Below are 21076 nucleotides of genomic sequence, written 5' to 3' on the forward strand. Positions count from 1 at the left end.
TTGATTAAGCTGTTTTCCACACCGGCATTTTCGGTTCAGAAGCAAGTAACAGCATGCGCCTGAGAATACTGTCCGACCTGCACATTGAGCACTTCCCGGAAGGACGTGCGCTACCGGAGGTGGCTGCGGATGCGGTGATACTGGCTGGCGATATCCACACCGGAACCCAGGGGCTCGGGTGGGCTGCCCGTCATTTCCCCGGCCTACCGGTGCTGTATGTACCCGGCAACCACGAATACTACGGCTACTCGATGCCGGCACTGCGCACTGAGTTTCAGGCAGAGGCCAAACGTCTCGGCATTCACCTGCTCGATAACACCAGTATTGTCATCGATGGTGTGAAGTTTCTGGGAAGCACACTGTGGACGGACTTCGCACTCTATGCGGACACCCCCGATGAGTGCGCCGAACTCACCTATGCAAAAGCGCTGTCGGTGATGCCGGATTTCACCATCATCGAGCAGCCCGAAGGGGTCGTCTTCTCCCCCAAGGAGAGTCAGCGACTGCACAGCTGTGCGATCAGCTGGCTGGAAAAAGAGCTATCGGTTCCATTCGCCGGGCCCAAGGTTGTTATCAGCCACCACGCACCACTTCCCGCCTGTATTCCGCCGCGTTACCGGGGCGACCTGCTCTCCCCCGCCTTCGCCTCGCGACTGACCCACCTGATGGGCAACGCGGCGCTCTGGGTCCACGGGCACGTGCACGAGCCGGTCAATCTCGAGTGCTGCGGAACAAGGATTATCGCCAACCCCGGTGGCTATCCAGATGAGTTCAACCCACCCTGCTTTATCCCCGGTCTTGTTATCGAGCTACCTCAGGTCTGATCAGGCAGTGGCCTCCTGCGCTTTCAAGCGTGCCAACAGCGCCTGACATTTGTTCATCTGATCCTCCATTCCCGGCAGCACCTCCAGGGCCTGAGTCATCAATGTGTAGGCCTCGATCAGCCGGGCATACTCGGGAAAACGCTTATGCAGACCCATGAGCAGTTGCACCGCAGTTTTGGCATCACCGCTGCTGTAGTATTCGTTGGCGAGATGAAAGCGAAGGTGGGCATATTCGGGCATATAGTCCGGCAGCAGGCTCTGCAGTTTTTTCGCATCCCTGAGCATGCGGAAGGTCTGGGCGCTCTCCAGCAGATGGTGAAAATAGCGGTCGGCGATCTTCTGCAACGCAGACCGGTCTTCCAGACGGCAGAGTATCTCGAAGTACCGCTGCCACAACCGGGTGTTCTTCGGGTCGCTGGCGATTGCCTGCTGCAGAATCGTCTTCACCCGTGAGTAGTCGCCCGCCTTTAAACACACATTGGTGTGGGCAAATGCCACACTCGCCGGACTCTGCGCCTTCAACAGCTTGTCTTCGATATCATGGGCGGTGATACCGAGCCTGTCCTGATGCTGGTACAACAAGTAGCCCATCAGGTGGAACTCGACCATCGCGTAGTAGGAGGATATCGAGGACTGAACAAAGGCGGAGAACGCCTGCTGCTCGTCCCCGATCAACGAACTGAGCAGCGACACGGAGCTGAGCATGATGAACAGGAAGATGACCAATACCCAGTAGGGCAGGCCCGTGTTCTTGATCAGACCGAAGAAGTTGACCGGGTTGATCGCACCCAGGATATGGTCGGTCATGGCGAAGCACATCAGGATCGCCGGGAGTACGACGACCAGTGTCAGTATCAGAATAATCGCCGTAATCGGCCCCAGATGCTGGCCGAGAAAAATCACCGAGAAACCGATCAGGAAAAAGGTCGCGAACAGGCGGATCAGGATACTGAACGAACCCTCCACCGCCTCGCTCAAGCCCGGCGGCTCCATATGGCCAACCGAGGTCGCCTTCAGGCAGAGAAAGCTGTAGTTCACCGCCAGACCGCTACAGAACAGCATGGCAATAAATTGCAGGAGCCCGCCGATCGGCATCAACGACAGTGCCGTGGTCACCAGGCTTAAACCGATGATGAACCCCACCGCGTTGCGGTTCAGCGGGTAGAGAAACGCTTTCTTCAGCCTCTTGGACAGTGGGTCGACGCTATCCGAGGTGACCCGCACCCGCACCAGAGCACCGCACTGGAAGCAGCGCGCTTCGCCGGCAACGGAGTGATCCACGCATTGGCTGCAGAAGCTCTCCTGGCACTCGTCACAACGGAAATTGGGCGCCGTATCCGGGTGGTATTTACATGACTCCATTGTGACCATCCTTAGTCAGTTGCTGTGCATACTGCTGGTACTTCATGGCGTTGTTCTTATCTCTCAGTTCCGCATAGCGGGTCGCCAGCCGTTGCGAGAGCAGCAGTACCTCATTGGGCTTGAAGCTCTGAGCAAAGAGATGATCGGCAATAGCCGCCGCCCCTTTCAGATCTTTCAGCGTGGTGAAGCGGAACGCCAGCTCCAGCTGGTCCTGTTCGGGCAGCAACTCCTGCGGGCTCACCTCCTCCTGCCACACCTGGTTCAGATCGCTGATCTGTGCCGCTGACAGGTTTTTCTGTGTCATCAGCGCGCAAAAGCTGGGGATGAACTGTTCCCCTCTTTTTATTTTCTCCAGGTTGTAACGCACCCTGGCGAGCTGGAAATCGTTGCCGACGCTCTCCACCAGTGCCGCCAGCTGCTTGATCGCCTCATCAAAACGCAACGCTTCGATAAGACGGTAGACCTCGGCCAACCCCTTATTGCGTTGGGACGGGCCCTGATCCTGTTCGACGTACGCCTCGTTCACCACATTTCGGCTGAACAGCATCGCCAGCCCTATCAGCAGGGCGCCGGCAACGAAACCACCGGCGTGGGCCATATAGGCCACGTTGGAGCCGTCGATACTCAGGTACTGATACACCTCCTTGCCGATATACAGCGGCAGTATCAGCAGCGCCGGAGCACGGAAGTAACCAACAAAGAACAGCACCCAGTAGAAAAACTCGATCTTTTTCAGCCGGAAGATCGCCAGGTACATCGCCATGACGGCGGATATGGCGCCGGATGCACCAATCAGCGGCGTATCGCTACCGAGAGTAAACAGCACCTGGGTCAGCCCGGCACATGCGCCACCGACAAGATAGAACAGCAGAAAGCGCAGGTGGCCGATCGCCGCCTCCACCGCAAAGCCGAACAGCAGCAGGAACAGCATGTTGCCAAAAATATGCTCGAAGCCACCGTGCAAGAATTGATGACTGATAAGCGTGACGAAGGAGACCTCCGCCGCCCTCAGGCCGTAGGCAAAGCTGCTGATGGAGTCGAAGGTTGCCTGGAATTGCTGCCGCTCCGCCTGCCAGCGCTGGTAGAGATCGGGCTCAAATGCGAAGGGTGCCTTGTTGGAGATGTGGCGGTAATAGCTATGATCCATCAGCATCTCCTGCGCAATGCTGTAGGGATCACCCGCTTGGTAGGCTTGCTGCAGCGCGTTCAGGTCGTCGTCGCGCCCCTCCAGTTCGAGGTAGCGCTTGTATATCGGCCATTCGCTGTCGATATACTGGGACTCGGCGAAACCGGTTACCGCCGCCTCGCCCTTCTCCCCGTCACCGCTCTGATAGAGCAGGAACACCAGCAGATTCAAGATCAGAATCGCGATCAGTACAAACGGCGTGTTTCTCCATTCCAGCCGTTTTTCGGTGGGTACGATTATCATCGACTGTCAGCCCTCACAATTCCTTTTGGGGGTGGTCGGCGCCCGCTCGTAGAGGGACCTCAACTCGCTACTATCCTAGCTCGCCAAACCAGGGGTTCACAAGCAATCATGCCCGTGCTGCACCGGCTGCAGTGCTAGCCATTCGCAGCCTGGGTTCTCTCCCCTAGCGACGAAACTTGGTCTCCAACACCACCGACGAAGTGGTGCGATCTACCCCGTCGAGGTTACCGATCTCATCCAGCACGGCACTAAGCTCCTCCAGCGAAGGTGCCTGCACAATCGCGATCAGGTCATATTCGCCGCTCACAGCGTAGAGCTGAACCACCCGATTGATCTGCTCAAGTTCCAGATTCGTCTTTGCCGTCAGTTTCTGCTGCACCTTGATCGAGACATGCGCCTCCACCCGGTTGAGCGCGTACTCCCCGCCCAGCTCCACAGAGTAGCTGCGGATGACGCCGCTGGCCTCCAGCCGGTTGATACGGTTCTGCACAGTGGAGCGGGACAGGTCCAGCGCCTTCGCCAGTTCGGTGACGCTGGCGCGGGCGTTACGGCGTAACAGTTCGATCAGCCTGTGATCCTGCTTACTTAACATTTCGAGAATCTATTTAGTCAATTTGATAAATTTTTGCACCAATTCGCTCGATATGAAACTGCATTTTAACATCCAAGCCAACCATAATTCCCGCATCGCTACGGTTTACGGCAGCGTCACACGTTCAGAGTCGCGCGACATGAGAATAACAAGGAGAGCGCTATGATCATTCGTCCGATTACCGATCAGGATCTCGAGGCCCTCTATCAGATTGCCGTCGAGTCGGGGCCTGGCTTCATGTCCCTACCCAACGATCGCGACTTTCTCAAACGCAAGATCCGGCGCTCGGTCGACAGTTTCACACGCGCCGCGACAGAGCCCGGCGGCGAGAGCTACCTTTTTGTACTCGAGGACAGCGAGACCGGCGACGTGATGGGCACAACCGGCATCGAGTCGTCGGTTGGCCTGCGACAACCGCTTTACCATTTCCAGCACAGCCGCCAAACCTATCGCTCCCGCGATCTGAATATCAGCAATCATGTCGAGATGCTGAACCTGTGCAGCCACTACACCGGCTGTACAGAGATCTGTACCCTCTATCTGCGCCCCCAGTACCGTCAAAAAGATTACGCTCAGCAGGAGCAGCATCGTCAGTACGCTGGCAAACTGCTGTCCAAGGTGCGTTTTCTGTTCATGGCGCAGCACCCGGAGCGCTTCGCTGAGACGGTGATCGCCGAGATGCGCGGCGTCTCCGACGAGGCTGGCCGTTCCCCCTTCTGGGACTGGATGCGACAGCACTTTCTGGATATGGATTTCGCCACCGTCACGCTGCTGGCCGGCTCCGGCAACAGCGATTTCATCGCCGAACTGATGCCCCGCTATCCTCTGCACACACATCTGCTGAGTCCAGCGGCGCAGAGTGTCATTGGCGAAGTGCACGATAAAACCCGGCCGGCATTGAAACTGTTGCAGAACGAAGGCTTTGTACATCGCGGTTATGTCGACCCATTCGACGCCGGCCCCACGGTCGAGGCGAAGCTCACCGAGATCCGCAGCATCGCCGGGTCGACTCCGTGTCGGATTGAGCTTGCCGACGACGATCAACAGCTGGAGCAGGTCTCGGATAGCCTGATCATGCTGGCGAATACCTCGGTTAAGAGGTTCCGCGCCGGCATCGCCGACAAGGCCCTTTACCACCCCGCAGACGGGGTACTCGAGATCTCCCACGCCCTGGCCGAGTCGCTGCAGTTACGCCAGGGCGAAAGCGCCCGTTTTCTTCAACTACCGCTATCCGGCACCCCCGCTATGGACGCGGTGTTCGCAGTTCCAGCTGACAAGGAGCAGATTCATGCACGCTGATCGCGATACGTTATTTCGCCACCTTTGGAATCAGTACCTCAAAGTAACACCCTCGGCACAGGAAGTTCATCGTATTCTCGGCGATACCCAGGACAGCGATATCGTCAACGACCATATTGCACTGCGAACCTTCAACCTCGAAAAGGTGAAGCTGGCGAAGCTCGCTGAGCACTTCCTGACCCTGGGATACCGGCAGTGTGGCGAGTACCGTTTCGAGGCCAAGAAACTCTACGCCCGCCACTATGAACACGACGATCCTACCGCACCGAAGGTGTTTATATCGGAGCTGCTGGTCGAGGAGTTCTCGCCGGAACTGCAGGCGATCGTGAGCAACCTGGTCGGTCAGGTCAACGCCAGCGCGGTATTGGCGGAGGATTTCCTCTACTCCGGCCGCCATTGGCAGATCGACTACGCCAGTTACCAGAGATTGCTGGCGGAGAGCGAGTACGCGGCCTGGCTGGCGGCCTGGGGCTACCGAGCCAACCACTTCACCGTCAGCGTCAACCATCTGCTGCGATTTGACTCGATCTACGCTGTCAACGAGGCGCTGAAGGCTCACGGCTTCGCCATCAACAGTGCCGGCGGCGAAGTAAAAGGCACGCCGGAAGAGCTGCTGGAACAATCGTCAACGCTAGCGGACAAAGCCGAGGTGGTGTTCAGCGACCGCACCGTTAGCATCCCGAGCTGCTTCTACGAGTTTGCCCGCCGCTATCCGAAAAGCGATGGCGACCTCTACACAGGCTTTATCGCCGCCTCCGCCGACAAGATCTTCGAGAGTACCCACGCGATGATGTAAGCAGCTCTAACAGCGGCGCTCTGTTGCCGTTGTTCAGCTTGCCTATGGCGATGTAAGCGGAGATAGTAGTCGCCACTTCATATGCAGCCTTAACAGCCACAATGATCGACGCTATCAACCGCAAAATTATCGCCGCCCTGCAACAGAACGCCCGGATCTCCTACGCGGAGCTGGGCAAGAAGGTCCACCTCTCCGCTCCGGCAGTGGCTGAGCGGATACGCAAACTGGAGAGCGCTGGCATCATCACCGGTTACAGCGTGAAGGTGGACCTGGATAAACTGGGCTATCCCATCCTGGCGATGGTGCAGTGCAAGGTGTACCGCGCCAAGGAGCGCGAGTTCAAGGCGTTGCTGCTCAGCTACGACGAAGTGATCGAGTGTATCAACGTGACCGGGGAGCAGGCGTTTCTGGTCAAACTGGCAGTGGAGTCGCTGTCTCAGTTGGACGCGATTTTGGAGGCGTTTATCGATCTCAGTGATACCAACACCATGATGATCCTTTCCACACCGGTGGATCGCGCCCTGCCCGAAACCTTCATCAAGTAGGGCACCTCTCGCCGGTCTTAGCTCTGGCTCGGTAGCGGCTGCTTCCGCCGCGCAGGCCACTGGGTGACCAGCATCCCCGCCAGCATCAGGCTGCAGCCGAGCAGCTCCTTGCTGCCGAACTGCTCATCCAGCAACAACCAGCCACCGAGTACCGCGAACACCGCCTCCCCCGATAGCAACAGTGCCGTAACGCCGGGCTCAACCTTGCGCTGAGCGATGATCTGCAGGGTAAAGGCCACGCCGCTGGAGGCGACGCCTGCATAAACCAGTGGCAGCCAGGCTGACTGGAGTGCTGGCAGTGTGGGCGATTCCAAGGCAAGTGCCGCGATACTGGCCCAAACAGTCGCCACGACGAACTGCAGAATCGATAGCTCGATGGCATCAACCCGGCGGGAAAGCCAGTTGATCAGGATCACATGGGCGGTCCAGAACAGAGCCCCGATCAGTTCGAGAAAGTCCCCGTAGCCGACCGACAGATCCGGCCCCACCGACAGGCTGTACAGGCCGAGCAGGGCCAGGATCACACCGCTCCAGGTTTGCAGATTGGTGCTATGGCCCAGCAGAACTCCCGTCAACGGCACAAAGACGATATACATGCCGGTGATAAAGCCGGCATTCCCGGCCGTGGTGTGCAGCAGACCTATCTGTTGAAAGCTGAAGCCGCCGAACATGATCGTGCCCGCCGCCAGCCCGCCCAGTAGCAACGTCCGACCGTTACGCGTCCCTTCCCGTCGCAGTAGCAACCAAAGCGGCAGCAGCGACAGCGCACCGAGGAGAAAACGCGCGGCATTGAAACTATGGGGACCAAGCGTTTCCATACCCGCGCTCTGGGCCACGAATGCGAAGCCCCATATGGCCGCGACAGCGACCAGCAACAGGTGGGAGGGAGTAACCAAAGGCATTGATTTTTCTCTATGAATTTAATGGGTTAACGGTCAATATTGTACGAATGTGGGGATTGACTCAGACAGTAGAAAACTAACGATTCACAAGCAACTATCTTTATTTTTGAAGCCGAAACACCAAAATCTCTTTTGAATCAAAAGCCGGCTCACCGAAGAGTGAGGCTCTCTCTTTTTCGGCCCAAACCCGCTTTCAGACGATCGACCCGATCACTAGTCAGCGAATTCTCTATTACTGCCTCAGACAGGACATACCTCCTTGAGGAGATCAATATGGGTACCCTAGAGATTCGCTCATAGAGCCAGATGGGAGGCTTGAAGCTCTACACAAGAGCCGGCGAGTAGTCCGCACAACCACCCTCGACCGCAGCTCATATCCTTACCGCGACTGACCAATATTCGACGCTTGCAAAGCGTCAAATCTATTAAAAGACTGTATAATTCGGGCACGTAGAAAAATAATGTTTTAGCGAGGCCAATCTACATGTCTGCTTCCAAACGACAGCGCACTTTCAGTAGCCTTTTTATAGGAAGCAACCAGGCTTTTATCGAAGGAAAAAACGCCGAAGATATAGGCCCCGTTCGAATCGGTTTTATCCTCCTCGAGAACTTTTCCATGATGGCATTTACCGGTGCCGTCGATGCACTGGTTACCGCCAATCTACTGAGCAGTACTCCGCTTTACCGCTTCGAAACTATTGGTATCGACAGCTCGACGGTACGTTGCGATCTGGGGTTCGATATCTCGGTCAGCTCTCAAATCAGGGGCTTCCAGGTAGACGATCTGGACATGATATTCATCTGTGGCGGATACCGCTCTCCGCTCAAACCCAACGACCAGCTGTTCGATCTGCTGCGCACTGCCGACAAGAAAGGACTGGTTCTCGGCGGTCTCTGGAATGGCAGTCTGTTTCTGGCCTGGGCCGGATTGATGGACGGCTACGAGTGCACCCTGCACCCCGAAAACCGGGCCTGTCTGGAAGAGACCTGCCCCAGGGTGATCCCCTCGACACAAGCGTTCGTGATCGATCGCAACCGCGTATCCTGCGCCGGCGCCAGCAGCGCGCTCAATATGATGCTGGCCACCATCAAGAAACACTATGGCAAGAATGTGGTCCGCGGGATTGAAGAGGTGCTCACCTGCGACAAGATCAGTGAAGAGTCGGGTCGCCCCATCCTCACGGCCACCAGCGACCCGATGCTGCCGGAAAAATTCAAGGAGGTTTTACAGCTGATGGAGAGCAACATCGAAGAGCCCCTTGGCATCGATGAGCTCGCCAACTTCGTTGGCCTGTCACGCCGACAGATCGAGCGCCTGTTTCATCGATATGCGGACACAACGCCGTCGAAATACTACTTAGAGCTGCGCATAACACGCGCCAGACGGCTATTACTTCAGACCAATGAGTCCGTTACCAGTATTGCGGCTGCATGCGGTTTTCTGACTCAACCACATTTGAGCCGTTGCTATCGCGACTATTTTGGCATCTCTCCGACTGAAGCTCGTCAGGCGCGTGATAGAGAGGCTTAAACCCAGCCTATTAAAATAATGAGGGTAAGCAAATTTAAACTTAAATTCTATTTTCTTTTTTAACGTTAAAAGACAACGAAGCCCCCTTTTAAGCGGAGTTAGGTCGGTGTGTTTTTCATTCAAGCTACCTTCAGTAAGAGTGCAGTTATACGCTCACACGTCTATGTAGAGTAGAATCTCGATCTCCAGATCCCAGTTCACTGCGCTATCGGCATCTGTGGCAGCTCAGAGCAGCCGTCAAGCCCCACCTCCGCCGCTGAGATGCTGTCCATGCTTGTCCGCATGCACGAAATTGTCATACCAAATCCATCCTATCCTCCTCTACATACTAGGCAATGACCGATAACGTCAGATAGCTTGGCGAATCCTGTCATTGTCGAATTTCGTCCCTGCCCTAGACTTAGAACACCAGAAACAACAAGAAACGGGTGGCGTCATCCATCGTCGCCCAACACTGCTACGGAGCCTGACCATGTTGATGGAAGGAAAAACGATTCACGTCGCAGCGGTTGATGAGGGTGTCTACGAGTTGGTGTTCGCCAGCGAGCACTCCGTCAACACGCTGAACCGGGCCACCCTGGCCGAGCTGCAGGAGGCATTGACCGCCCTCAAAGCAGCACCGGATGTTAAAGGCTTGCTGATCTCCAGCGCCAAGGACAGCTTTATCGTCGGCGCCGATATCACCGAGTTCATGGGGATGTTTGCCGCCGGTGAAGCGGCGATCGTCGACGCTCTGGCGCAGATCAACGCGCTGTTTAACAGCATCGAGGCGCTGCCCTTCCCCACTGTGGCCGCGATCAATGGCTTGGCGCTCGGCGGCGGTTTCGAGATCTGCCTGACCTGCGACTACCGGGTGCTGGCCGCCGGCGCCAAGGTCGGTCTGCCGGAGGTGAAGCTGGGGATCTATCCGGGCTGGGGCGGCACCGTACGCCTGCCGCGGCTGATCGGCGTGGATAACGCCAACGAGTGGATCTGCGGCGGTGCCGAGAACCGCGCCGACAAGGCGCTGAAGGATGGCGCGGTGGATGCCGTGGTCGCGCCCGAGCAGCTGCGCGACGCCGCACTGGAGCTGCTGCGCGGCTGTATCGCCGGCAAGTTCGACTACCGCGCTCGCCGGGTGGAGAAGCGCAGTCCGATCAGCCTGAACCAGATCGAGATGATGATGGCGTTTGAATCCGCCAAGGGTGTGATCGGTGCCAAGGCCGGGCCCCACTACCCGGCGCCGATGGCGGCAATCAAGACCATGCAGAGTCATGCCACCAAGGAGCTGGATGATGCCCTGGTGATAGAAGCGAAGGGCTTCGCCAAGCTGGCCACCAACGAGGTCACCCCGGCGCTGGTCGGGCTGTTCCTGAAGGACCAGCTGGTCAAGAAAGTGGGCAGGAAGTACGAAGCCGACACGGCACCGGTAAAACAGGCCGCGGTTCTGGGCGCCGGTATCATGGGCGGTGGTATCGCCTATCAGAGCGCCTCGCGCGGCACGCCGATCCTGATGAAAGATATCAACGAGGATGCCCTGCAGCTGGGTCTGGATGAGGCGGCCAAGCTGCTCAACAAGCAGCTGGAGCGCGGCAAGATCGATGCCCCGAAGCTGGCCAAGGCGCTAGGCCATATCCGCCCCACGCTGAGCTACGGCGACTTCGGCAACGTGGATCTGGTGGTCGAAGCGGTGGTCGAGAATCCGAAGGTGAAGAAGGCGGTGCTGGCTGAGGTGGAAGCTCAACTGCCGGAGGGCGCGATCCTCGCCTCCAACACCTCTACCATCTCGATCACCGAGTTGGCCACGGCGTTGCAACACCCGGAAAACTTCTGCGGCATGCACTTCTTCAACCCGGTACACCGGATGCCGCTGGTCGAGGTGATCCGTGGCGAGAAAACCTCGGATGAAGCGGTGGCGCGCACCGTCGCCTATGCCAAGGCACTGGGCAAGACTCCGATCGTGGTCAACGACTGTCCGGGCTTCCTGGTCAACCGTGTGCTCTTCCCCTACTTCGCTGGTTTTTCCGCCCTGCTGCGCGACGGCGCCGACTATCAGCAGATCGACAGGGTCATGGAGGGGTTCGGCTGGCCCATGGGACCGGCCTACCTGCTCGACGTGGTCGGTATGGATACCGCCTGCCATGCCGATGGCGTGATGGCTGCTGGTTTCCCGGACCGCATGGCCCACGAGGGCGAAACCGCCATCGAGCGTCTGTACAGCCTCAAGCGTCTGGGCCAGAAGAACGGCCAGGGCTTCTACCGCTACGAGATCGATCGCAAGGGCAAACCGAAGAAGGTTGTGGACGAGGAGCTGCCGAAGCTGCTCGAAGGTGCCGTGGGTAGCCCGCGCGAGTTCGGCAACGAGGAGATCGTCGCCCGCATGATGATCCCGCTCTGCATCGAAACCGTGCGCTGTCTCGAAGAGGGGATCGTCGGCTCTGCCGCCGAGGCGGATATGGCCCTGGTCTACGGCATCGGCTTCCCGCCGTTCCGCGGCGGTGCGCTGTACTACATCGATCAGATGGGACTGGACGCCTTCTGTCAGCTGGCTGACAAGTTCAGCGGCCTGGGCAAGCTGTACCAGCCCACCGACAAGATGCGCGAGATGGCCACCAACGGCCAGAGCTATTTCGCAACTGCCCAGAGCGGCTCAGGACATTGATAGGAGAACAGAGCATGAGCCTGAAACCAACAGATGTGGTCATCGTCGATGGCCTGCGTACCCCGATGGGACGCTCGAAGGGTGGTTGCTTCCGCAATGTTCGCGCCGAAGAACTCTCCGCCGCCACCATCCGCGGCCTGCTGGCGCGCAACCCGCAGGTGGACCCGAACAGCATAGAGGATGTGATCTGGGGCTGCGTCAACCAGACCCTGGAGCAGGGCTTCAATATCGCCCGTAATGCCTCGCTGCTGGCCGGTCTGCCCCATACCGTGGCCGGCCAGACCGTCAACCGCCTGTGCGGCTCGTCGATGTCGGCACTGCACACCGCCGCCCAGGCGATCCAGACCGGCAATGGCGATATCTTCATCGTCGGTGGCGTCGAGCATATGGGCCATGTGGCGATGGATCATGGCGTGGATATCAACCCCGCGCTGTCCAAACAGGTGGCCAAGGCGTCGATGATGATGGGCCTGACAGCCGAGATGCTGGGCCGGATGAACATGGTCTCGCGCGAGGAACAAGATGCCTTCGGCGCCCGCTCTCACCAACGTGCGCATCAAGCCAGCCTCGATGGACGTTGGGGAAACGAGATCCTGCCGATTGAAGGTCACGACGAGCGCGGCTTCAAAATCCTGGTCGAGAGCGACGAGGTGATCCGCCCCGAAACCACGGTGGAAACCCTGGCTGCGCTGAAACCGGTATTCGTGCCCAAGGTGGGTACCGTCACCGCCGGTACCTCGTCGGCGATTTCCGACGGCGCCTCGGCGATGCTGGTGATGTCGGCGGCCCGTGCCAACGAGCTGGGTCTTACGCCCCGCGCTCGCATCCTGAGCATGGCGGTGGCTGGCTGCGACCCGTCGATCATGGGCTACGGCCCGGTACCGGCGTCACAGAAAGCGCTGCAGCGTGCCGGACTGACCACCGCAGACCTGGATATCGTCGAGTTGAACGAAGCGTTTGCGGCCCAGGCGATCTCAGTGCTCAAGGGGTTACGCCTGCTCGATGAGCTCGACACCAAGGTCAACCTCAACGGCGGCGCCATCGCCCTGGGTCACCCGCTGGGCTGCTCCGGCACCCGTATCTCCACCACGCTGCTGAATGTGATGGAGCAGCAGAATGCCACGCTCGGCCTGGCCACCATGTGTATCGGCATGGGTCAGGGCATCGCTACGGTGTTCGAGCGGTTGAACTAAGCCTTCAGGCAAATAGCAGCCGGACCTACCGGTCCGGCTCACACCTCAGGAGTATCATCCACCCTGATGATACGGGAGCCGCTGTCGGTGATCGTTTTGACCAGCTTGCTAAGGTAGCCTTCGTAGCGAGGCTGATCATGTACCTTCTTGGTAAAAAGCATGTAACCCTTGGCCGTAAGCTATCTCTTATTAACCGGCGTCCCCCAAGTGAACTAGAAGGGTCCATCCCCAACGTGGAAGGGGCGCATCATTTCGTGATCCTCGTGTGACAGAATATGACAGTGCCAGACGAAGCGCCCCGGCTTATCGAAGCGAGCCTTAATCAGGGTGACCTCACCCGGCAACGCCATCACCACATCACGCCGGGTCTGTTCTTGCGGGTTGGGCGCGCGCAGGTTACCCAGACGTTTAATATGCTCGAGCCGGTAGCCGCTGCCCCAACTACCATCGGATTCCTCTACCGGTTGCTCCACAAGGACGGCCTTGAATCGCTGACGCCCCACCACCTCGAAATGCACCAGATGTAGATGGATAGGATGGGCGTCGCCGGTCGCGTTGTATATCTCCCAGATCTCAGTGGCGCCGAGAGCCGGGTTCTCGGTGATCGGCGCGAACCAGGGCAGCGCACCATTGACGTTCTGCCCCTCCACATCCAAGGTTGGCTCCGCGGTGCCGAGCAGCGGCTGCAGACGGCCGTACTGATCCCGCCCCTCGAACAACGCCAGCCTGCGGATCAGACCGGCCTCACCCAAGTCGGTACCACCCCCCAAAGGATAGCCGTTCACAATATCGCTATCGGCCGTTGCAGACAGGGGCAACATCACATCAAAGGCCATGACGCGGTCGGTACGGCGGTCCGGGAACAGATCATCCATCTTCGACCGATCACCGCCGAACGGCGCATCACCGAGCAGGTTTTGCAGGATCACGCGGCTACCGGCCGGCACCGCTTTGAAGTCGATGATCAGGTCCAGACGCTCACCGGGCGCAAACTCCACCTCCTCCACTTCGGCAGCGGAGGCACGCAGGCTCTGATCCGAGCCGATCACGTAAAACGGCACCCGGCTACCCTGACCTGTCCGCGGGGTGGTGTCCGGATAGGGCACGAGATTGAGGCACAGGCGCATGAAGCGACTGTCACAGCCGTTCAGCAGGCGTATCCGGTACTGACGCGGCTCCACATCGTACTTGGGCCAGATAATGCCGTTGACCAGCATATGGTCACCGAAGAACTCCGCCAATGCCGTCGGGCCGCCCTCCGGAAACAGGTCATCCGGCAGCTCGACGCCCTCTTCGTCGATAAAGTCGAAATAGCCGGGATCCTCCGGGAAAGCGGGATAGAACAACTCACCATTGCTGCGGAACATCCGGTCCTGTACCGCAAAGCCCAGTTCGTAGGGCTCAACGGGTAGCCCCAGTGGGTTATCGGGCAAACCGGTGTCGGCCTCGTCACGTACGATGAAAAAGCCCGCCAGCCCGGCGTAGACATTGAGTCGGGTGATCCCCAGCGCATGATCGTGATACCAGCAGGTGCCGGCGACATTGTTCCAGTCAGGCCCGCCATAGACGTAGGTTTCGCTTTGCCAGCGTGGCCCTTTGACCGCGAACCCCGGCGTGAAAAAATACTCCGGATTGCCGTCGAAAGCACCGTCGTTGTGCCCGCCGTGCACATGGACCACGACCGGCACACCGGCCGTGTCGATCTGATAGTCATATCCGGGCAGGGTGTAAGCCCAATGAATACTGGTATCGACCGGGACCAGGTGCAGCAGCGGAGTCCCCCCGTCCGCCAGCTCGTTCAGCCAGGTGATCGAGAGCGGCTCGCCATTGGCGGCCAGTTCTACGGTACGCCCGGGCCAGGTTACCGCTTCGCCAGCCGCGCCGTAGCCCCACACCTGGGTGGAGACGGGGCTGGCATCCGGTCCGAGCAAACCGGTCCAGTGGGTAACCTGCGCCATACGTATACTGAGCTGTGCCGCTTGCGGCACATACTTGAAAGACGATGCCAACGCATTGGGCGCCAAGTGCTCGAACAGCGGCTGCATGGCCGGGTCGGACAGGCCCGCCCCCAGTAGCGCCGCATGGCTGCTATGGGCGCGTAAGAGCGCCAGGGGAATGCTGGCGGTCAATCCAGCGGCCATGGCGGAACGGATACTCAGGGTAAGGAAATTGCGACGTTTCATCCCTTCGCCTCCTGATTCTGATTGCCGTATGGCTACAACTCGCAGCCAATACCCTCCCGTATGCAGTAGGGAGGTGCCAAGCCAAAGCAAAAACGGTGCCGTTGCGTTAATTGTTTTTTAAATCAATTAGTTGGGGATATAAGAAAGGAAACGCAGGTGTAATTCTGCAAAGCGGGTGTAACAGGACTGAACAGCGGCCGGATACTCTCCCGCGGAGCAAACGACGGGGCAGCGCTCTTCGGGAGGGTCAGCGCTCTTCGGGAGGGTCAGCGCTCTTCGGGAGGGTCAGCGCAGCTGGCTGTCCTTGCTGCCCCGGCGGTTGTACGGCGACTCGGCTTTCTCGTTCTGTTCGAGTTCGGACTGGCATTTTATGCACAGGCGCACACCAGGAATTGCCAGCCGCCGTTTTTCCGGGATAGGCGCATCGCACTCCTCGCAGTGAGTCAGGCTCTCCCCTTTCGGTATCCGGCTCTGCGCCCGCTGTACCGCCGATTCCACCGTCGCATCGATCTGATCCTGCACTGCGCCATCTTGCGCCCAGCCACTTGCCATCAAGAAACCCCGAAACATTGAACACTACTGCAACTTTACGCCGGAGCGGCATGGTGAAGAATGTCTGATTGCGACACCCACTCTGTCCTTTCATGTCGTCATTTATCGGCAGTGTCATTAGAATGGAGTGATCTTCCGCAATATGACTGATGAGCCTCCGCTAATGAAGGACTTCGATCCCCTGGCCCTGGATAACCAGCTCTGTTTCACGCTTTACTCCACCTCGCTGGCGATGACCCAGATGTACAAGCCGCTGCTTGATCCCCTCGGCCTGACCTATCCACAGTATCTGGTAATGATGATCCTGTGGCAGGAGGATGGCATTGGGCTCAAGGACATAGGGGCCAAACTGGGCCAACAATCCGGAGCGTTGACACCGGTAATCAAACGGCTGGAGCAGGAGGGCAGGGTCCGCCGGGTACGCGATCCACAGGACGAGCGGGCACTCTGCATCCAACTGACCCCCGAGGGGAAAGCCTTACGTCAGCAAGCCCTTGGCATCGGCCAATGCGTGCTCGACGCCTGCGGTTTTAACCTGGAAGAACTGGTTGATTTAAAAAGAAAAATAGATCAGCTGCGCAGAAATATTCAAAACAGCACGCAATAACACTTGCGCGATAACAGTTATCGCGATAACTTAATGAACAGAAACGAGGCCGGTCAGGTCTTTTCTTTAAACCAATTACTTATCGCGATAATTAAATAGAGGCACGGTCATGGATATTCTGTACACCGCTCAAGCAACCTCCACCGGTGGCCGCGACGGCCGCTCCATCTCCTCCGACGAACGCCTGAACGTTAAACTGAGCACCCCGAAAGAGCTGGGTGGTGCCGGCGGCGAGGGCACCAACCCGGAACAGCTGTTTGCTGCCGGCTACTCTGCCTGCTTTATCGGTGCGATGAAGTTCGTCGCCGGCCAAAATAAAGTCAAGCTGCCCGCCGAGCCGAGCGTTACCGGCGTGGTCGGCATCGGCGCCAACACCAAGGGTGTGGGTTTCGCAATCGATGTCGAACTGCATATCGACGTGCCGGGCATGGAGCGCGAAGCCCTGGCAGCACTGGTCGACAAGGCACACCAGGTCTGCCCCTACTCCAACGCCACCCGCGGCAATATCCGCGTTGAGCTGGTGCTTAAGTAATCTGCACCGAGCGCGGCTCCTATTATGAAGGAGCCGCGCCAACCCCAAAAATCCCAATCCCCAATACGGCTCTCGGTTACTCTCACCACCAACCCGCCAGAGTGGTCAGACCGATCCCCACAACTCGTAAGCGCTCAATGCATCGTCGGCGGTAAAATTCCGATCCAGTTCCTTGGGATAAGTCGTGATCATATGAGCAAGAAATTCCACGACAAATGCTTTCTGCTCCACTGAGCAGCTGTTCCGCAGGCGGTTGTCCGGCCCTCCTACAGCAAGGTGAAACAGCATCTGATCGAAGTAGCTCTCATCCGTTATCGTCTTCAGGCTTAGCCTGATCATCGCCGGCAGGTAGTATTGTAAGCCCTCCGCAGAACAGAAACAGAGCGGATCCCAGGCGGGACTGCCCAGTTGCGCAAGCCCGATACTGTCCACCGTGTGCATACGCAGCGTCTCGTCATGCTCGGCACATTCGCAGCAGTGCTGAAAATTGGTGAAATGCGCGGGCTTGTCTACCGCAAATAGCCGTTTGGCCTCTGCTGTCCAATCCCTATCCATTCCACACCTCTAGCTGCTCCTTGGGGCCCAACCCCAGTCTAGGCTAAACGCTGAGGCCCCGATACCGCTTACAGGCTGGTCTGCACCACCCTTTTCCGCTCCCGCACCGGGTTGAGCAGGCAGGTCAATGCCGGCAGCAGGATCAGCGCGCCGAGCATGTTCCACAGGAACATGAAGGTCAGCAGCAGCCCCATATCGGCCTGGAAGCGGATCGGCGAGAACACCCAGAGCACTACGCCGATAGCCAGGGTCAGGCCGGTGAACGCCACCGACTTACCGGTGCTGCGCAGGGTTTCGTAATAGGCGCTGGGCAGATCCATCCTCTGCTGTAGCAGGGTGTTAAGCCGCGAGTAGATGTAGATGCCGTAATCCACCCCGATACCAACCCCGAGCGCGATCACCGGCAGTGTCGCCACCTTGACCCCGATACCGAGTTGCGCCATCAGCGCCTGACACAGCAATGAGGTCAACGCCAGTGGGGCAATGATGCAGATCACCGTCTTGATCGAGCGGAAGGTGAGCAGGCAGAGCAGGCTGACCACCGCGTACACCCAGAACAGCATCTTGTACTGCGCTTCGGCGATTACCTCGTTGGTGGCTGCCTCGAAACCGGCATTGCCCGCCGCCATCAGAAACTGGATGCTGTCGCTGTTGTACTGCTCGGCAAAGGTATCGACAGAGGCGGTAAGACCGGCCAGCGTTTCGGCCCGGTGGTCCGCGAGGAAGACAATCACCGGCATCAGCGAACAGTCGTCGTTCATCAACCCCTGGGGTACGTAGCGCAGAGAGGAGTTGATCACGTACTGATTGCGGCTGACACTGCGCCACTTCAGGTTGCCCTCGTTGAGGCCGGCGGTCACACGTTCGGCCACATCCACCAGCGAGATGCTGCTCTGCACCCCAGGCGTATTGCCGAGATAGAACTGGAACCGGTCCACCAATTGCAGGGTCTGGAAGCTGCTGCACTGTTCGCTGGCGGTTTTCACCATCACCACAAACACGTCGCTTGAGTTGGCGTAGTGCGAGGTGATGTAGGCGTTGTCCAGGTTATAGCGCGAGTGCGCGCGCAGCTCTGGAGCACCGGCGCTGAGATCACCGATCTTCAGCGACTGACTGGCCTGCACGCCGATCCAGGCCAGCAGTACCGAGACAGCAACGGCGATAAGCGCACCGCGCGGACGGGCAAAGCGGGTCAGGGCCCGCCAGACCACAGCGCTATGCTCCTTGCCATGACGCGCCTTGTGGATCGCCCGCGCACCGACACCTGTCCAGGAGATCAGTAGCGGCAGCAGCAGCAGGTTGGTCAGCACGATCACCATGACGCCCAGGGCCGCGGCTACCGCCAGATCCTGGATCACCTGGATATCGATCACCATCAGCGTCACGAAGCCGAGTCCGTCGGAGAGCAACGCCGTGAGTCCAGCGATATAGATGGTGCGAAATGCTAGCCGGGCGGCATCAAACTTGTTGGCCCCTGCAGCCGCCTCGATCCGCACATTGTTGACCACCTGCACGCCGTGACTGACACCGATGGCGAACACCAGGAAGGGTACCAGCATCGAGTAGGGGTCGAGTCCGTAACCGAATAGGTGCAGCAGGCCGAGCTGCCAGATCACCGCCACCAGCGAGCAGAACAGTGGAATCAGCGTGCCGGTCAGGCTGTGTGAGTAGAGGTAGAGCAGCACCAGGGTGACCAGCAGCGCGATGCCGAAAAACAGTGCCACCTGCACCGCGCCGTCGATCAGGTCACCCACCACCTTGGCAAAGCCGGTGATATGGATGCTGACTTGGTCGGAGCTGTACTTGTCGCGCACCAGTGTTTCCAACTGCTGCGAGAACTGCTGGTAGTCCAGTTTATTGCCGGTTTCCGGATCGCGGTCGAACAGCGGCACCTGGATCAGCGCCGAGCCAAAATCGTTGGCCACCAGGCGCCCCACCTGTCCCGAGCGCAGGATATTGACCCGCAGTTGCTCCAGTTTCTCCGGCGAACCGTCATAGCCATCCGGAATCACCGGGCCGCCGACAAACCCCTCTTCGGTGACCTCGGTCCAGCGTACGTTCGGGGTCCAGATCGATTGCAGCGCCGAGCGGTCCACACCGGGAATGAAGAACAGCTCGTCGGTGATCTCCTTCAGCGTCTGCTGAAAGTCGGCCTGCAGGATATCGCCCTCGGTCGGCGCCACGACCACGCGGATACTGTTGCCAAGTCCGGCCAGGTCATCGCGATAGTCCAGATAGTTGGCCACCCAGGGGTGCGAGGTGGGGATCATCTTGACGAAACTGGCGTCGGGGCGGATCTGTACTGCCTGCCAGCCCAGAACCAGCGTCGCCAGCAGGAACAGCAGTGCCACCGGCAGACGGTAGCCAAACAGCAGCGCTTCAAGCAAACGCTCACTGGCCTTGATCGGCGCCAGCAGTGCACTGTCCATGCGGCTCATTGTGCACCTCCCGCCAGATCGACCTCATTCAGGCCGCCCTCACCGACCAGCCAGAGCCGGTCGTGCAACGCCGCGCCGGCGGTGAAACTGCGCCGTTTCGGCACATCAACCCTGACGAACTCTTCCCCTTTCCGGGCCAACAGCAGCCCACTCTGGCCCAGCACATAGAGCTGACCGCGATGGCTGACCGCGCTGTTCAGCGTGGCATCGCTGGGCACCGGCAACGCGCTCCATTCGATGCCATCCTCAGAGCTGAACAGGTGACCGCGCAGCCCCATCAGGTACAGCTGATCACTTTCACTGAGACCAAACAGCGAGCCTTGGTAGGGCGAGTCGGCCCACTGCCACACCTGTCCCCGATCATCACTGTACAGTAGCAGCCCCGCTTCGCCCGCGATCAGTAGCCGACCGCTGCGGCTAAGCAGGATAGCATTGAGGTGCAAACGATCGGGGTTGGGCAGGCGGTAACCGATGCTGCGCCAGTGCACACCGGCATCATCGGTTTCGAACAGCGCCCCGTAAGAGCCCAGAGCAAAGCCATGCTGGTTGTCGATAAACAGCAGATCCAGCAGCACCGGCATCGCCCCCTCCTCGAGTGCGAACTCCACGTCCTCCAGTTGATACTGCCAGTCGTCGAGCTGCTGAGGCGTTGCGCCTTCCGGCGTCGAATCGAGCAGATGTTGCAGGGTGTCTCGCTGCAGTTCGACCAGCTCCAGGCCCGATCGCTGCAGCTGCCAGCTGAGGCCGCCATCGCGGCTATGCAGGATAGTGCCGTCGTGACCTGCGGCCCAGCCATGTGTGGCATCGCTGAAACTCAGCGCCGTCAGCAATACCGACACCGGGGTCTTCGCCTGCTGCCAGGTAGCGCCCTGATCATCGGAGTACAGGATCACCCCCTGCTCGCCTGCAGCCACCAGTCGTTCACTGCCTGGCGGCACCTGAATATCCAGCAGAAAGGAGCGGGTGGCGGTGGATGACGCCAGCGCAGGCGTCTGTAAACGATCGAACTGAGCGGCATAGCCCTGACCGACGGCCAATGTCAGGCAGAACAGGAGCAGAATACGTGACAAGGGTTTACGCATGGATTCCCCGGTT

19 protein-coding genes are annotated in these 21076 nt (G+C 58.9%); 9 read left to right on the forward strand and 10 right to left on the reverse strand.

The genetic code is table 11. From position 1 onward, the window contains the following. Nucleotides 1-53 precede the first annotated feature (53 nt). Nucleotides 54-824, forward strand: a complete 771-nt coding sequence (locus IEX40_RS01535) for a metallophosphoesterase (RefSeq protein WP_188745341.1) — start codon at nt 54-56, stop codon at nt 822-824. Here the strand turns inward: IEX40_RS01535 and IEX40_RS01540 are convergent, their stop codons facing one another. The 3 genes from IEX40_RS01540 to IEX40_RS01550 all read right to left on the reverse strand — a co-directional run bounded on the left by IEX40_RS01540 (nt 825) and on the right by IEX40_RS01550 (nt 4207). Then, a complete protein-coding gene (locus IEX40_RS01540; RefSeq protein WP_188745342.1) occupies nt 825-2186 on the reverse strand; it encodes a hypothetical protein in 1362 nt (453 codons plus the stop codon). It abuts the gene before it with no gap. Next, entirely contained in the window at nt 2173-3615 is a 1443-nt protein-coding gene (locus tag IEX40_RS01545; protein ID WP_188745343.1) for a rhomboid family intramembrane serine protease, read from the reverse strand. The genes IEX40_RS01540 and IEX40_RS01545 overlap by 14 nt, the downstream gene beginning before the upstream one ends. A 163-nt stretch (nt 3616-3778) precedes the next feature. After that, a complete protein-coding gene (locus IEX40_RS01550; RefSeq protein ID WP_188745344.1) occupies nt 3779-4207 on the reverse strand; it encodes an Lrp/AsnC family transcriptional regulator in 429 nt (142 codons plus the stop codon). Between the two features lie 162 nt (nt 4208-4369). Here IEX40_RS01550 and astA point away from each other — a divergent pair, with 162 nt between their 5' ends. The 3 genes from astA (at nt 4370) to IEX40_RS01565 (ending at nt 6847) form a co-directional block, all read left to right on the forward strand. Beyond that, nucleotides 4370-5506, forward strand: coding sequence for an arginine N-succinyltransferase (gene astA / locus IEX40_RS01555; RefSeq protein WP_188745345.1), 1137 nt, complete (start codon nt 4370-4372; stop codon nt 5504-5506). After that, complete coding sequence (locus IEX40_RS01560; protein WP_188745346.1) at nt 5496-6302, forward strand: DUF1338 domain-containing protein; 807 nt, start codon at nt 5496-5498, stop codon at nt 6300-6302. The genes astA and IEX40_RS01560 overlap by 11 nt, the downstream gene beginning before the upstream one ends. A gap of 101 nt (nt 6303-6403) precedes the next feature. Next, entirely contained in the window at nt 6404-6847 is a 444-nt protein-coding gene (locus IEX40_RS01565; protein WP_229680463.1) for an Lrp/AsnC family transcriptional regulator, read from the forward strand. A 17-nt stretch (nt 6848-6864) separates the two neighbouring features. On the opposite strand, the gene IEX40_RS01570 is transcribed toward IEX40_RS01565, so the two are convergent. Beyond that, nucleotides 6865-7749: a DMT family transporter gene (locus IEX40_RS01570; protein ID WP_188745347.1), complete on the reverse strand. Its 885-nt coding sequence runs from the start codon at nt 7747-7749 to the stop codon at nt 6865-6867. A gap of 484 nt (nt 7750-8233) precedes the next feature. Between IEX40_RS01570 and IEX40_RS01575 the strand changes: the two genes are divergently transcribed. From IEX40_RS01575 to fadA, 3 genes are all read left to right on the forward strand, one after another. Then, nucleotides 8234-9280 (forward strand): GlxA family transcriptional regulator, encoded by a 1047-nt coding sequence (locus IEX40_RS01575; protein ID WP_188745348.1) that lies wholly within the window; start codon nt 8234-8236, stop codon nt 9278-9280. Between the two features lie 472 nt (nt 9281-9752). Continuing rightward, complete coding sequence (gene fadB / locus IEX40_RS01580) at nt 9753-11921, forward strand: fatty acid oxidation complex subunit alpha FadB (RefSeq protein WP_188745349.1); 2169 nt, start codon at nt 9753-9755, stop codon at nt 11919-11921. A gap of 14 nt (nt 11922-11935) precedes the next feature. Then, nucleotides 11936-13114, forward strand: a complete 1179-nt coding sequence (gene fadA / locus IEX40_RS01585) for an acetyl-CoA C-acyltransferase FadA (RefSeq protein ID WP_188745350.1) — start codon at nt 11936-11938, stop codon at nt 13112-13114. Nucleotides 13115-13152: 38 nt separating this feature from the next. Here the strand turns inward: fadA and IEX40_RS22155 are convergent, their stop codons facing one another. The 3 genes from IEX40_RS22155 to IEX40_RS01595 form a co-directional block, all read right to left on the reverse strand. After that, nucleotides 13153-13275, reverse strand: a complete 123-nt coding sequence (locus tag IEX40_RS22155; RefSeq protein ID WP_268235754.1) for a hypothetical protein — start codon at nt 13273-13275, stop codon at nt 13153-13155. Nucleotides 13276-13326: 51 nt separating this feature from the next. Further along, nucleotides 13327-15297: a multicopper oxidase family protein gene (locus IEX40_RS01590; RefSeq protein WP_188745351.1), complete on the reverse strand. Its 1971-nt coding sequence runs from the start codon at nt 15295-15297 to the stop codon at nt 13327-13329. Nucleotides 15298-15582: 285 nt separating this feature from the next. Beyond that, nucleotides 15583-15849 carry a DksA/TraR family C4-type zinc finger protein gene (locus tag IEX40_RS01595; RefSeq protein WP_188745352.1) on the reverse strand — a complete coding sequence of 89 codons (267 nt, stop codon included), beginning with the start codon at nt 15847-15849 and terminating at the stop codon, nt 15583-15585. A 142-nt stretch (nt 15850-15991) separates the two neighbouring features. On the opposite strand from IEX40_RS01595, the gene IEX40_RS01600 reads away from it, so the two are divergent. Next, nucleotides 15992-16456, forward strand: a complete 465-nt coding sequence (locus IEX40_RS01600; protein WP_229680467.1) for a MarR family winged helix-turn-helix transcriptional regulator — start codon at nt 15992-15994, stop codon at nt 16454-16456. A 109-nt stretch (nt 16457-16565) separates the two neighbouring features. After that, nucleotides 16566-16988 carry an organic hydroperoxide resistance protein gene (locus IEX40_RS01605; protein WP_188745353.1) on the forward strand — a complete coding sequence of 141 codons (423 nt, stop codon included), beginning with the start codon at nt 16566-16568 and terminating at the stop codon, nt 16986-16988. Between the two features lie 105 nt (nt 16989-17093). On the opposite strand, the gene IEX40_RS01610 is transcribed toward IEX40_RS01605, so the two are convergent. The 3 genes from IEX40_RS01610 to IEX40_RS01620 form a co-directional block, all read right to left on the reverse strand. Further along, entirely contained in the window at nt 17094-17543 is a 450-nt protein-coding gene (locus tag IEX40_RS01610) for a hypothetical protein (protein ID WP_188745354.1), read from the reverse strand. 68 nt (nt 17544-17611) lie between these two features. Further along, nucleotides 17612-19981 (reverse strand): efflux RND transporter permease subunit, encoded by a 2370-nt coding sequence (locus tag IEX40_RS01615; protein ID WP_188745355.1) that lies wholly within the window; start codon nt 19979-19981, stop codon nt 17612-17614. Further along, nucleotides 19978-21063, reverse strand: coding sequence for a WD40/YVTN/BNR-like repeat-containing protein (locus tag IEX40_RS01620; RefSeq protein WP_188745356.1), 1086 nt, complete (start codon nt 21061-21063; stop codon nt 19978-19980). Before IEX40_RS01620 ends, IEX40_RS01615 begins: the two co-directional genes overlap by 4 nt. Nucleotides 21064-21076 lie beyond the last annotated feature (13 nt).

This window comes from Marinobacterium zhoushanense, assembly GCF_014641945.1.
Lineage (GTDB): Bacteria > Pseudomonadota > Gammaproteobacteria > Pseudomonadales > Balneatricaceae > Marinobacterium_D > Marinobacterium_D zhoushanense.